The organism is Vibrio sp. 10N.286.49.E11 (assembly GCF_041469505.1).
Taxonomy (GTDB): Bacteria; Pseudomonadota; Gammaproteobacteria; order Enterobacterales; family Vibrionaceae; genus Vibrio; species Vibrio crassostreae_C.
In genome coordinates this window covers 1-13,793 of sequence record NZ_JBFRKQ010000032.1, presented here as the reverse complement: position 1 = coordinate 13,793, position 13,793 = coordinate 1, and the positions used below count along the sequence as shown (strand labels likewise).

Annotated in this window: 11 protein-coding genes; 2 read left to right on the top strand and 9 right to left on the bottom strand. The window is 44.6% G+C overall.

The window, feature by feature from the left end:
- Window positions 1-7: 7 nt before the first annotated feature.
- From holA to leuS, 3 genes are all read right to left on the bottom strand, one after another.
- Complete coding sequence (holA, locus tag AB4167_RS06295; protein ID WP_372050900.1) at window positions 8-1,033, bottom strand: DNA polymerase III subunit delta; 1,026 nt, start codon at window positions 1,031-1,033, stop codon at window positions 8-10.
- 12 nt (window positions 1,034-1,045) lie between these two features.
- Complete coding sequence (gene lptE, locus AB4167_RS06290) at window positions 1,046-1,699, bottom strand: LPS assembly lipoprotein LptE (protein ID WP_372136300.1); 654 nt, start codon at window positions 1,697-1,699, stop codon at window positions 1,046-1,048.
- Between the two features lie 179 nt (window positions 1,700-1,878).
- Window positions 1,879-4,455 (bottom strand): leucine--tRNA ligase, encoded by a 2,577-nt coding sequence (gene leuS, locus AB4167_RS06285; protein ID WP_372136299.1) that lies wholly within the window; start codon window positions 4,453-4,455, stop codon window positions 1,879-1,881.
- Between the two features lie 263 nt (window positions 4,456-4,718).
- Here leuS and AB4167_RS06280 point away from each other — a divergent pair, with 263 nt between their 5' ends.
- Window positions 4,719-5,189 (top strand): zinc ribbon-containing protein, encoded by a 471-nt coding sequence (locus AB4167_RS06280; RefSeq protein ID WP_372136298.1) that lies wholly within the window; start codon window positions 4,719-4,721, stop codon window positions 5,187-5,189.
- 96 nt (window positions 5,190-5,285) lie between these two features.
- Here AB4167_RS06280 and lnt read toward each other — a convergent pair whose 3' ends face one another.
- The 5 genes from lnt to miaB form a co-directional block, all read right to left on the bottom strand.
- The gene (lnt, locus tag AB4167_RS06275; protein WP_371714456.1) at window positions 5,286-6,803 is read right to left on the bottom strand and encodes an apolipoprotein N-acyltransferase; all 1,518 of its coding nucleotides are present in this window, start codon (window positions 6,801-6,803) and stop codon (window positions 5,286-5,288) included.
- 32 nt (window positions 6,804-6,835) lie between these two features.
- Window positions 6,836-7,726: a CNNM family magnesium/cobalt transport protein CorC gene (gene corC, locus AB4167_RS06270; protein ID WP_012603382.1), complete on the bottom strand. Its 891-nt coding sequence runs from the start codon at window positions 7,724-7,726 to the stop codon at window positions 6,836-6,838.
- Between the two features lie 120 nt (window positions 7,727-7,846).
- Complete coding sequence (ybeY, locus tag AB4167_RS06265) at window positions 7,847-8,308, bottom strand: rRNA maturation RNase YbeY (protein WP_102432279.1); 462 nt, start codon at window positions 8,306-8,308, stop codon at window positions 7,847-7,849.
- Entirely contained in the window at window positions 8,309-9,430 is a 1,122-nt protein-coding gene (locus tag AB4167_RS06260) for a PhoH family protein (RefSeq protein WP_048663673.1), read from the bottom strand.
- 163 nt (window positions 9,431-9,593) lie between these two features.
- Window positions 9,594-11,018, bottom strand: a complete 1,425-nt coding sequence (gene miaB, locus AB4167_RS06255; RefSeq protein WP_012603385.1) for a tRNA (N6-isopentenyl adenosine(37)-C2)-methylthiotransferase MiaB — start codon at window positions 11,016-11,018, stop codon at window positions 9,594-9,596.
- 308 nt (window positions 11,019-11,326) lie between these two features.
- On the opposite strand from miaB, the gene AB4167_RS06250 reads away from it, so the two are divergent.
- Window positions 11,327-12,502, top strand: a complete 1,176-nt coding sequence (locus tag AB4167_RS06250; RefSeq protein ID WP_372118003.1) for a 2-octaprenyl-3-methyl-6-methoxy-1,4-benzoquinol hydroxylase — start codon at window positions 11,327-11,329, stop codon at window positions 12,500-12,502.
- Between the two features lie 68 nt (window positions 12,503-12,570).
- On the opposite strand, the gene AB4167_RS06245 is transcribed toward AB4167_RS06250, so the two are convergent.
- Complete coding sequence (locus AB4167_RS06245) at window positions 12,571-13,617, bottom strand: lactonase family protein (protein WP_136982345.1); 1,047 nt, start codon at window positions 13,615-13,617, stop codon at window positions 12,571-12,573.
- Between the last annotated feature and the right edge of the window lie 176 nt (window positions 13,618-13,793).

Genomic DNA, 13,793 nt, shown 5'->3' with positions numbered 1-13,793 from the left:
CACGCTTTTATGCGTGGAATGGTATTGAAGCTGAAGGGATACAAAACTCTACGCTTAACTGATGAATTAGTGGCCAAGGCGACTGCTCATATTGAGTTTTTGTCATCAATTCAGCTTGAGTGAGCAACGCGAACAAAGAGTGTAATTGAGAAATCGAAACTCTTGTTAGCGCGGCGTTATAAAGAGGCTTTTTAGATTGCCAGATACGGTGTTTTTCGAAGACCTGACCAATCGGCATCTGTTTCATTTGTTGCTGCATTTGTAATAGCAGAGCAAGCTCTCGTTGTATGCTACGTAATAAAATGACGGGTTCGACACCTTCAGCTTCTAGCTGACGCAGGATTCGTTGTGCTCGGTTACCTTTGCCTGCCAATAACGCATCACTCCAATGGAATGGAGTAAAATGGTTGTGTCGACTCAGCGATTCTTCTAAGCGTACTAATGTGAGCTTGCCATCTGGGTATTGGAGAGCCAGTTTTTCTAGGCTTTGGGTCAGCGCAAACAGATTACCCTCATGCCATTGCGCCAGCATTTGAATAGCTTCAGGGTCTGGCGTTAAACCGATTTGACGGCAACGCGCTTGGACAAACTGAGGTAACCGACTGACATCTGGCGTTATGCAACTGACCCAGTGACCCTGATTCGAAAGAGCCTTAAACCACTTAGCGCTTTCTTGAGCTTTGGTGAGCTTAGTGCCCACCAAGATTAACAAGATATCACTGTGGATATGCTCGGAGATTGCGAGTAGCTCTTTCGCTATTGCGGCATTGACGCCTGACTCTGGCAGTTCAAGCTCGATGACCTGACGGCTAGAGAATAGGCTCAGTGCTTGAGTGCAGTCGTAGACTTGATTCCAGTCGAGACTGCTATCAATCGCAAAGCGGTGACGTTCTTCAAAGCCTTGCTGTTTTGCAGCCTTTTGAATCGCTTCTCGGCTCTCTTGCAACAGTAGCGGTTCGTTACCAAAAATTAGGTAAACATTACTCAACTGTTTAATAAGTTGCTCTGATAAGCGGTCAGCAAAAATACGCATCAAATAAACCTATTACTCAGCCGAATCGCTAAGTGTTGGTTGTTCTTCTGAAGCTGGTACGATCTCAACGTCGTCAATTTCAACATTCTTGATGTTGTATTGCTTTTCAAGCTCTTTCACTTGAACGTGTTCTAGTGCATCTAGATCCATGCTATCAGCTGCAATGTTCGCTTTTAGTCGAGCCATCTGACGAAGGATTTGGCTTGTTGCCAACTTACGCATCTCATCTTCGATCATGTCTCGCTCAACCGACTTCGCAAGTGCAGTTAGCGGGTTATCTAGGTAACTACGGGTTACGCTGGTTGAGAATGTCTTTGAGCCTAGATCCGGGACAGTTACGCGGTATGAAGCGCGGAATGTCAGTTCTTTCTCTGCTGCACGAGTGTTTTGGTATAGAGACAGAGTTCGCTCACCTACGCTCTCACTAATAATATGCAGGTTAGGTGTATTCTCAGCCGGTAGCACAATTTCTACATCATTCATACGCAGTTGACCTTTCATCATACGTGTAAACGTACTGTATTGGTCGTAACTGGTTACGGAGATCTTGTTGAGTTCTTCTGGTACGGAGTAATCACCACGTAGGTGGAAACCACACGCACTTAATAGGCTGACGGTTAAAACAACAACAGTAACTTTCAATGAAGATAGTGAAATCAGGCGCATTATTTGATGGCTCTCATGAAGGTAGAATACTTATTTAAAGGCTTTAGTTCGTTTGAGTGGTTAGGCTCAAGTCTAAAGCGCTTAAATAAGTAGACAGGGCAATTAGCTACCCTGTCTACAGACTGCTTTTGATGAATTAAGTTCGTTAATTCTTTAGCAATTGCATTGTGCTAACGAAATTAGTTAGCAACGATGTTTAGAAGCTTACCTGGTACGAAGATAACTTTACGGATAGTTAAGCCATCTAGGAACTTCTTAGCGTTCTCATCGTTTAGACCAAGCTCACGAACTTGCTCTTCTGTTGCATCAGTAGCAACGGTTAGTTTCGCACGTAGCTTACCGTTGATCATAACAACGATAGTTTTCTCGTCTTCAACTAGCGCTTTCTCATCGAAAGTTGGCCATGTTGCTGAGTCTACGTTTGATTCACCAAGTGCAATCCACATTTCGTAAGAGATGTGTGGCGTCATTGGGTAAAGCATGCGTACTACCGCTTTTAGCGCTTCGTCAAGGATTGCACGGTCTTGTGCAGATTCTTGAGGTGCTTTCGCCAGCTTGTTCATCAGTTCCATGATTGCAGCGATTGCCGTGTTGAACGTTTGGCGACGGCCAATATCGTCCGTTACTTTCGCGATAGTTTTATGGATATCACGACGAAGTGCTTTTTGGTCGCCAGATAGCGCAGAAGCATCAACAGATTCAGCAGCACCCTTAGAAGAGTGAGCGTGAACCAATTTCCAAACACGTTTAAGGAAGCGGTTAGCCCCTTCAACGCCAGACTCTTGCCACTCAAGCGTCATGTCTGCAGGTGATGCAAACATCATGAATAGACGTACTGTATCAGCGCCGTACTTGTCTACCATCTCTTGTGGGTCGATACCGTTGTTCTTAGACTTAGACATTTTGATCATGCCTGAGTGTTCAACTTCACGACCTTGATCGTCGACTGCTTTTTCGATGCGACCTTTACCGTCACGTTCAACCGTTACGTCAGTCGGTGCAATCCACTCTTTGGTGCCTTTTTCGTTTTCGTGATAGAACGCGTCAGCCAGAACCATGCCTTGACATAGTAGTTGCTTGAACGGTTCATCAGACGTCACGTAGCCAGCATCACGTAGAAGCTTATGGAAGAAACGAGAGTAAAGCAGGTGCATACAAGCGTGCTCGATACCACCAACGTATTGGTCAACTGGTAGCCAGTAGTTTGCTTTCTCTGGATCTAGAATGTCGTCTGCTTGCGGTGAACAGTAACGTGCGTAGTACCAAGAAGACTCCATAAACGTATCGAACGTGTCAGTCTCACGTAGAGCGGGTTCGCCGTTGAATGTTGTTTCAGCCCAAGACTTGTCAGCCTTGATTGGGCTCGTTACGCCATCCATTACTACATCTTCAGGAAGAATGACTGGCAGTTGGTCTGCTGGTACTGGGTGAACTTCACCGTCTTCAGTGGTTACCATTGGGATTGGAGCGCCCCAGTAACGTTGACGAGATACACCCCAGTCACGTAGACGGAAGTTTACTGTCTTCTTACCTTTGCCTTCAGCTTCAAGCTTCGCAGCAATTGCATCGAATGCTTCTTGGAACGCAAGACCATCGAATTCACCAGAATCAAACAGTACACCTTTTTCAGTGTAAGCCGCTTCAGACACGTCTAGTTCAGAACCATCTTCAGGTTTGATTACTGGGATGATATCGATGCCGTACTTAGTTGCGAACTCGTAGTCACGTTGATCGTGAGCAGGAACCGCCATTACCGCACCTGTGCCGTAATCCATAAGTACGAAGTTTGCTACGTATACAGGAACAACACGACCGTTAAGAGGGTGGATAGCCGTTAGGCCAGTATCCATACCTTTCTTTTCCATCGTTGCGAGTTCAGCTTCAGCAACTTTAGTGTTACGACACTCTTCAACGAATGCAGCAAGCTCTGGGTTGTTCTTCGATGCTTTCTCTGCAAGAGGGTGACCTGCAGCGATACCAACGTAAGAAACACCCATTAGTGTGTCTGGACGAGTTGTGTACACTTCCAGTGGCGCTTCTTCACCGTTAACAGCGAAAGATAGCTCAACACCTTCAGAGCGGCCGATCCAGTTGCGCTGCATGGTCTTAACCATTTCAGGCCAACCTTCAAGGTTGTCTAGATCGTCTAGTAGCTCTTGAGCGTACTCAGTGATTTTAATAAACCACTGTGGAATTTTCTTTTGCTCTACTGGAGTGTCACAACGCCAGCAACAACCGTCTTCTACTTGCTCATTTGCCAGTACTGTTTGGTCGTTTGGACACCAGTTCACTGAAGATGTCTTCTTGTAAACCAGGCCTTTTTCGTAAAGCTTAGTGAAGAACTCTTGTTCCCAACGGTAGTACTCTGGAGTACACGTTGCGAATTCACGGTTCCAGTCGTAACCAAAGCCTAGAAGCTTAAGCTGGTTCTTCATGTACTCAATGTTTTCGTAAGTCCATGGTGCAGGTGCTGTATTGTTTTTAACAGCGGCGTTTTCTGCAGGTAGGCCGAATGCATCCCAACCAATTGGCTGCATTACGTTTTTGCCTTGTAGACGTTGGAAACGAGATACCACATCACCGATGGTGTAGTTACGCACGTGACCCATGTGCAGTCGGCCACTTGGGTAAGGGAACATAGAAAGACAGTAGAATTTTTCTTTGTTTGGGTCTTCACTTACAACGAAAGTCTCGCTGTTATCCCAGTGTTGTTGAACCTTTTGTTCAATCTCTTGCGGGTTATATTGTTCTTGCATCGATGGTATCCGGTTATCTTGGAATTTGTGAGTTCGGTTAGAACAGAATCTTACAGATCGTCATAGAATACCTAAAGGAGCTGAGTACAACAATAGTTATACCCTTCATACTTGCAGTTGCCGCTTAGTAGATTGTGTAAATTTCACTGAATTTCGCAGGGCAACTATACTTAAGAGTATGAATTGCATTTGTTTGTAAGCGGGAGTGCATTGCAGCGCATCCGTTTGCTCACTAAAAGGTTGGTTATCTTAAGGAGGTTGTTATGCCGAAGAAAAAAGCGCTCTATGAAGAAGTCGTCGAAGAGGTGATTGAAACGCTGAAGCATAGCCCTGAAGAGCTCAACAACAAAATCGAAACGTCGGGCAAGTTTGCGAAAGCAGCTAATGATATGACTAAAGATGAGCTTTCATTGATCTCTGCCTACGTGAAGTCGGACTTAAAAGAGTTTTCCGAAAGCTATGAAGAGAGTAAAAGCGGTCCATTCTATTTGATGATTGCGGACTCTATTTGGCAAGGGCTGTTGGATATTACTGATCGTACTAAGGTGGAATGGGTTGAACTGTTCCAAGACTTAGAACACCAAGGCTTGTATCAAGCGGGTGAAGTCATAGGCTTAGGAACCTTGGTATGTGACGAGTGTGGTTACCAAACTGAATATAACCACCCAACCAATATCATTCCATGTATTAAATGTGGCTCTAAAGGGTTTAGTCGTAAGGCCCTCAAGCCGTAAGCTCCTGAACCGTACAGTATCAATGCAAAACCACAGTAATAAAAAGGGTTGACTCAATCAGTCAACCCTCCAATCACCTTTCGTCGAATCTCGAATCTAGCTTTTGGGCTTTCTTATTAGCCAACCAATCACCAAGCTGAGCATCGCCCATATATACAGCGGCCAAGTACCTACTGTGTGATAAGGCGTTTGACCATCCGTTGAAATGAGTTCAGCTTTTAATACGGCCGTTTCAAACTGAGGCACTTGTTTGATGATGTTGCCTTTGTAATCTGTCACCGCCGTCACACCATTGTTGGTAGAGCGAATAAGCGGCTTACCAAGCTCCAGAGCCCGCATTTGTGCGATTTCCATATGTTGCAATGGCCCAATCGAACGACCAAACCACGCATCGTTGGAGAGTGTGAGGATAAAGTCAGTCTCATCAGTCACATTCTGCCTAACTTGATCATTAAAGATGATCTCGTAACACAACGCAGGCGCAAGATGACGACCGTTGGCCACGATGTTTGGTTGGATGAAATCACCACGACTGAACGAAGACATTGGCAAGTTAAAGAATGGTGCCAATGGGCGCAATATGTCCTCAAACGGTACAAACTCACCAAATGGCAGTAGGTGATGTTTATGATAGCGCTCGTCTGGATCGTAGCTGTATTCACCGTATGGGTTTACACCAAGTGAGAGAACGCTGTTGTAGTACTTCTTGTCTTCAGACTGATTCAGTACACCTGTGATGATTGAGCTGTTATTCATCTTAGCAGCGCTGTCTATGTTGCGCAGAAAAGAGGGTATCTCGACTTCAAAAGCAGGAATAGCGGCTTCAGGCCAGATGATGATATCCGCATCCCAGTTTTCTCTGCTGAGGTCGGTGTATTTCATCATGGTCGGCCAGCGATGACTTGGTAGCCATTTACTGTCTTGATCGACGTTGCCTTGTATTAAAACGACTGACGTAGTTTTTTCCGGGTTCGGCGTGACCCAATCGATATTTCGAATACCAAAACCTGCACTAAATACGACGGCGGGAATGATAGCGATACTCCAAGCCCTGTTAACAATCGCATAAGCGAATGCAGAGGCTGAAACAATGATCGCTAGAGTTACTAGCTCTACGCCGCCAATCGGTGCAAATGAACCTAATGGCGAATCGATTTGGCTGTAGCCCAACCAAAGCCAAGGGAAGCCCGTCATTACCCAGCCACGTAGCCAATCACTGACTAACCACAATGCTGGAGCAGCGAGGAAACAGCGGCTTAGATTATTAACAGGGAAGAACTTGTTCAAACTCCAGGTAAACAGACCTGAATAAACAGCTAGGTAGCCAACGAGCAATGCCATCAAAAATAGATTAGCCGCCAGTGGCATGCCACCAAAACCATCAATGCTGACGTATACCCAGCTGATACCTGTCGTGAATTGGCCTAAACCCCATGCGTAGCCAATCCAAAGCGCGCTTTTAGGAGAGCGGTTGTGGATCAGTAACAGCAACAAAGCTGGGCTGAGAATAGCAAGAGGCCATATGGAGTATGGAGCGAATGAAAGGGTGGTTATAGCGCCAACAAAAACGGCCGCAAGCGGCCGTAATAGGCGATGAATAAAGGTCTTAGTCATCTAATTTCTGTCATCTCTTTAGAGAGAAGTTGTTATTCTTCGATAGTCGGAAGAGGCTGTTCGTCAGGAATGGTTACCTGTAGCTGAATTACACGACGGTTATCTGCTGATGTTATCTTGAAATGGTAGTTTTCAATTTCTACAATTTCGCCACGAACCGGCAGGTGACCGAGTGCTGTCATAACCATGCCGCCTACTGTATCTACTTCATCATCACTAAAGGCAGTGTTAAACGTATCGTTGAACTCTTCAATAGTGGTTAAAGCTTTTACAGAAAAGGTATGCTTACTCAGCTTACGAATATCTAACTCTTCTTCATCGTCGAACTCGTCTTCAATTTCACCAACGATTTCTTCGAGGATATCTTCAATGGTTACTAGGCCAGAAACTCCGCCAAACTCATCGACAACGATAGACATGTGGTAACGCTCTTCTTGGAACTCCTTAAGCAGGCGATCAACTCGCTTACTTTCAGGAACAACTACGACAGGGCGAATCACTTGTTCGATATCAAATGGGGCACTTTCTGAACCCAAATACTTAAGTAGGTCCTTCGCTAATAGAATGCCTTCAACATGGTCTTTATCTTCACTGATCACTGGGTAGCGAGAGTGTTGAGCATCAGTAATAAGCGCAATCAATGTATCTAAATCATCGGTGCGTTCAACTGTAACCATTTGAGAGCGAGGCAGCATGATATCGCGTACTCGCATCTCTGAAATTTCCATTACACCCTCGAGCATGTCGCGCGTGTCGTGGTCAATTAGGTCATTAATTTCTGAGTCGCGGATTACATCCACGAGCTCTTGGCGATCTTTTACTTCACCTTGAAATAGTTGGCCTAGGCGTTCAAAGAAGGACTTTCTACTCGGACCTTCAGATTTTTTACTTCCCTCAGAAGTGGGGGGGTTACCTTCGTTCATGATTTCTCAAAAAATAACGCTATCAGAAGTGTGATAGCACACGTTACAACTCAGATTCCTGCGGAAATCACAGGTTCGATGAGTTATTGTTTCTCTGCAACCTACTTTACTAGAATCAATTTACTTTTCTAGAATATACGGGTCTTCAAACCCCATAGTTTGCATGATTTCTGTCTCGAGTGATTCCATCTCTTCAGCTTCATCATCTTCGATATGATCATAACCTAGCAGATGCAGACTGCCATGTACAACCATATGAGCCCAGTGTGCTAGCAGAGGCTTACTTTGCTCTTCTGCTTCTTTTTCGACAACTTGACGGCAGATAATGAGGTCGCCTAGCAGATCTAGCTCGATCCCTGGAGGTGCCTCGAATGGAAAAGACAGCACGTTAGTTGGCTTGTCTTTGCCACGGTATTCATGATTGAGCTGGTGGCTTTCTTGCATATCAACGATACGAACCGTCAACTCAGCGTTCTCTTGAAACTGAGGAATTGTCTTGTCCAACCAAAGCTGAATATCTTGCTCAGTTGGAAGACCTTGCTCATTTTCGACTGCTATTTGCAGGTCTAGTTCAATAGACATCTATTTATCACCTTGTTCTGTAATCACAGAACTATTTTGTGTTGCTAATTGTGTCGTAACTGCCTGCTGAGCCTCAAGAAGTTTGGCTTCGCGCTCTTCACGTTTACGCTTTTCAAACTCTTTGCGCTCTTTCTGGTCTTTCGCTTCCCATTTCTCGTAGGCGTTGACGATACGAGCAACAACAGGGTGACGAACCACATCTTCAGACATGAAGAAATTAAAGCTGATGTCATCCACTTCACTCAGCACTTCAGTTGCATGACGAAGACCAGACTTCGCTCCACGAGGTAAATCGATTTGCGTAATGTCACCTGTGATAACTGCACGCGAATTAAAACCGATACGGGTTAAGAACATTTTCATCTGTTCTACCGTGGTGTTTTGGCTCTCATCAAGAATGATAAATGCATCATTTAGTGTACGTCCACGCATGTAAGCCAGTGGAGCGACTTCAATCACGTTACGTTCAATTAGCTTTTCAACACGTTCAAAACCGAGCATCTCAAACAGTGCATCGTAAAGTGGGCGCAAATATGGGTCGACTTTCTGGCTTAAATCACCCGGTAGGAACCCAAGCTTCTCACCGGCTTCTACAGCAGGGCGAGTCAGTAGGATCCGGCGAACCTCTTGGCGTTCAAGTGCATCAACTGCTGCTGCAACGGCTAAATAGGTTTTACCTGTACCTGCTGGCCCAATACCAAAGGTGATGTCATGGGTGACCATGTTCATTAGGTACTGTGCTTGGTTTGGCGTACGAGGTTTGATGACGCCTTTTTTAGTCTTAATGGTCACTTCTTTGCCGTAGTCGATTTCAGACTCGACGTGTTGTTCCAAAATGCCAGATTCGGTGACCGCCAGATGCACTTGCTCTGGTTCGATATCGATTATGTTGCCTTTAACTGGAGCCGTTTCAACATAGAGGTGTTTGATGATGTCTAAAGCAGCGGCTGCTGTGTGAGGCTTACCAACGATGGTGAAGAAGTTGCTTCGGTAATTAATCTCAACGCCAAGACGACGCTCAAGGTGTTTGATGTTGTCGTCGAATGGTCCGCATAAGCTAGCCAAGCGCTTGTTGTCGGCTGGCTCTAGATTTATCTCTAAGGTAACGATTTTATTGCTCAAATTAGCCTCTCATTTTGTGCCACTCGCTCTTAAATAAAACAAAGAGCAAAAAGCCCGATTTAGACCGGGCTTTTGATTGTGATATCCCTATTTCTAAGATGGTCACTTAGTTAGGTAATTTCAAGCTTTGTGTTTGCGCTTTGTGCTCAAACAGTTGTATTGCCTACGGTGTAAATGTCGCTACACCTAGCTCGTCTTCACGTTTTGTTTTTTCCATCATTTCTGCTGGAGTCATAACAACGCGTAGACCCATGTCTTTTTCTGTGCGAACTAGCTCACCACGTAGTGAGTTGGTGTAAACCTCAGTGATCTTCACATCTACGAACTGGCCGATTAGGTCTGCAGAACCTTCGAAGTTCACAACACGGCTGTTTTCTGTACGGCCGCGAAGTTCCATTAGGTTCTTTCTTGATGGACCTTCAACAAGGATACGTTGCTCTGTGCCTAGCATTAGACGAGAGAAGCGCATAGCTTGTGTGTTTACCGTTTGTTGCAGTTCGTATAGACGATCTTTCTTCTCTTGTGCTGGTACGTCACATGGGTAATCTGCCGCTGGCGTACCCGGACGAGGAGAGAAAACAAAGCTGAAGCTCATATCGAAATCAACTTCTTTAATTAACTTCATTGTATCTTGGAAGTCTTGTTTAGACTCACCAGGGAAACCAACGATAAAGTCAGAACTGATTTGAATATCAGGACGAGCTTTACGCAGTTTACGGATAATAGACTTGTACTCGATAGCCGTGTGTGGACGCTTCATCATCGTAAGAATACGGTCACTACCACTTTGTACTGGCAGGTGAAGGAAGCTCACTAGTTCAGGAGTATCTTTGTAAACTTCAATGATGTCGTCACCAAACTCAAGCGGGTGGCTAGTTGTGAAACGAATACGGTCGATACCATCGATAGAAGCAACAAGACGAAGCAGTTCTGCGAATGAACAGATATCGCCTTCGTGTGTTGGACCGCGGTATGCGTTTACGTTCTGACCTAGTAGGTTAACTTCACGTACGCCTTGCTCTGCAAGTTGAGCCACTTCGAACAGTACATCATCCATTGGACGGCTAACTTCTTCACCACGTGTGTATGGTACAACGCAGTAAGTACAGTATTTAGAACAACCTTCCATGATAGAAACGAATGCCGTCGCACCTTCAGCTTTTGGCTCAGGCAGGTTATCGAACTTTTCGATCTCTGGGAAAGAGATGTCCATTACTGGCTTTTCGTTAGACAGTGATGATTTAATCATCTCTGGCAGACGGTGCAGTGTTTGTGGGCCAAAGATAACGTCTACGTAAGGTGCACGTTGACGAATGTGATCACCCTCTTGAGTCGCTACACAGCCACCCACACCGATCACCACACCTTCTTTCTTATCTTTAAGCGTTTTCCAACGACCAAGCTGGTGGAATACTTTTTCTTGTGCTTTTTCGCGGATAGAACAAGTATTCAATAGTAGTACGTCTGCTTCCTCAGGTACTTCAGTTAGCTCATAGCCATTTGCAGCGTTAAGCAGGTCGGCCATTTTTGATGAATCATATTCATTCATCTGACAGCCCCAAGTTTTAATTAGCAGTTTCTTACTCATTATATGTTCGCTCGATCGTTAGTTTAATTTAAGGGAGCAAATCGCCCATTATTCATCCGCTAGCCCCGTTTGTCATAATTCGGTATTTAATTTTATGACAGGCTCTAGCGGCAAGCGGCGTATTGTACTGGTTTCAAAACCGACTGACTAGTAGTCTGAACAAATCTCTTATGTAGTGGTTTTTATTATCGTTAACGCCATATGCCATAAGGGATAACCCTTTTTTCGAATAAGGTTTTTGGTTACAAGTTAGTTATGAAAAAGTACAATCAAAAACAGTCAAAGAATCAAACTGATAAGTACGAAATATGAACAGTTACGATATTGTAGTAGTCGGTGGCGGCATGGTTGGCGCAGCAACAGCAATCGGTTTTGCAAAGCAAGGTCTGAGTGTTGCGGTGATCGAAGGTTTTGCCCCACAAGCTTTTGATGAATCGCAAGCGATGGACATTCGTGTGTCAGCGATTTCTCAAGCATCGGTCGATTTGCTTGAAAATCTTGGTGCATGGCAAAGTATTGCAGCAATGCGAGTGTGTTCTTATAAACGTTTAGAGACGTGGGAGCACCCAGAGTGTCGTACTCGATTTGATGCTGCCTCACTAGACCTTCCTCGTTTGGGCTATATCGTTGAGAACAGACTCATTCAATTAGGTTTATGGTCTCAATTTGATGCCTACGACAATCTCGAACTGTTATGCCCAGAAAAGCTCGATGTGATTGAGTTTGGTGAAATCAATATCGTAAAGCTTCAATCAGGGGCTGAGTTGTCTGCGAAGTGGGTGGTTGGTGCTGATGGTGCGAATTCAGCCGTTCGCCAACAAGCTGGAATTGGCATCACGGCTTGGGATTATCGACAACACTGTATGCTTATCAATGTAGAAACAGAACAACCTCAGCAAGATATTACTTGGCAGCAATTTCTACCAAGTGGCCCTCGTTCATTTTTGCCTTTGTGTTCTCTAACCTCTGACGGTCAAGAAGTTGGGCTGGGCTCGTTAGTTTGGTATGATTCTCCGCTGCGTATTAAGCAACTGTCAGCAATGACCCCTGAAAAACTACGTAACGAAGTACTTACTCACTTTCCTAAAGAGTTAGGTGATATCAAAGTCTTGAATTCGGGTTCTTTTCCTCTGACACGACGTCATGCTCAATCATACTCGAAGAATAACTGTATTTTGGTCGGAGACTCTGCGCATACCATCAACCCTTTGGCTGGGCAGGGTGTTAACTTAGGCTTCAAAGATGTATCAGTACTGCTGGATGTCACCAAAGAAAAGGGTGAATTGAACCAGTCTGTAGCAAGACGCTACGAGGTGATGAGAAGAGGTGACAACCTAGTGATGCAAAGCGGTATGGATTTCTTCTATAAGACATTCAGCAACGACATTGGTCCACTTAAGTTTGTGCGTAATGCTGCACTCAAGCTAGCAGAGAACTCAGGGCCGATTAAAGCTCAAGTGTTGAAGTATGCCCTGGGCCTTTAATTGAGTATTACAGACACTTTATAAAGAGAAGGAGAGCGAATGCTCTCCTTTTTTGTATTCGATGATGTCTATCGTTGCTGTGTCACACAAACTGGCGCATCTAGCTCTAATGAGTAGCCTGTGTAAACCAGAGAGCCGTCTTCTGTATTTCGCTTGAATGACGTGATGTTATTAGTGTGCTGGTTTGTGGCGATAAGCCATTCACCATCATGAGTAATATGAAAATCACGAGGGAACTTGCCTTCAGAACTATAACTATCAATAAAAATAGGCACTTTTGTTGTCGATTCGATTCTGAAGCTACTGATTCTTGATTGGTGTCGACATGACACATAAAGGAATTGCTCATCAGGCGATAGCTTAATCGCAGCTGCGGCTTCTCCCTTCTCCATATTAGGCAATGCATCAATCTCTTCCACTACATTCCAAATGCCTAAAACCTTTTCCAAAGTCAGCAACGTTTCAGAGAGTTCACAGACCACATAGGCTCTGTCTTCAGCTTTGTTAAAGATTAAATGGCGAGGTCCATTGCCGGCGGGCACCTTAATAGACTGCATTGGCTCATCAAGGAACTCTTCTTGCTCTTCATTAAAGCAATAGAAGTTGATGCGATCGGTGCCGAGATCGACAGTCACAAACTGTGGTGAGTTTTGTAAGAACAGGCATTGATGGGCGTGTGGGCTAGTTTGTCTCTCTTTGTTTGGCCCGGAACCAACCATCTGGATTGTTTTGAGTCGTTTATCGATGCTGCCGTTGATACTTAAGCTAAAAATATCGAATGTGCCTGATGAGTATTGCGACGTGATAGCAAACTTATTGTGTGGATCTATCGCGACGTGACAAGGGTGATCTCCCGAGATGAGGCTTGTATTGTGTGTTAGCTGTGAATCAACATTAGGTATATGAATGAGCTGGGGCTGTTTTTGCTGGTCCACTTCCGATGCAGTATAGATCCCAGTCTTTGTTACAGTAATAAAAGAGGGGTTAGTACATTTGATGATCAGCTCTAGAGGTAATAGTTTTCCTGTTTCTAGATCTAACTGAGTTTGATAAACACCTTGGCTTTTACTTGGTGTATCTGTGTAGCAACCGATCGTTAAGGGGAGGGGTTTCATAGGCTAGTCATACTCAATTAGAAAATGGAGCTGACATTGTCTTATAAAATCGTATTAAAAGTGAGGTTATAGAAGAGAATACTTGGTGACTTGGCTAGCAGATTTGCATATTCCAGATAAAAAAAACCCAGCTAAAAAGCTGGGTTCTATTTAATGATGGTGCGGTCGGAGAGACT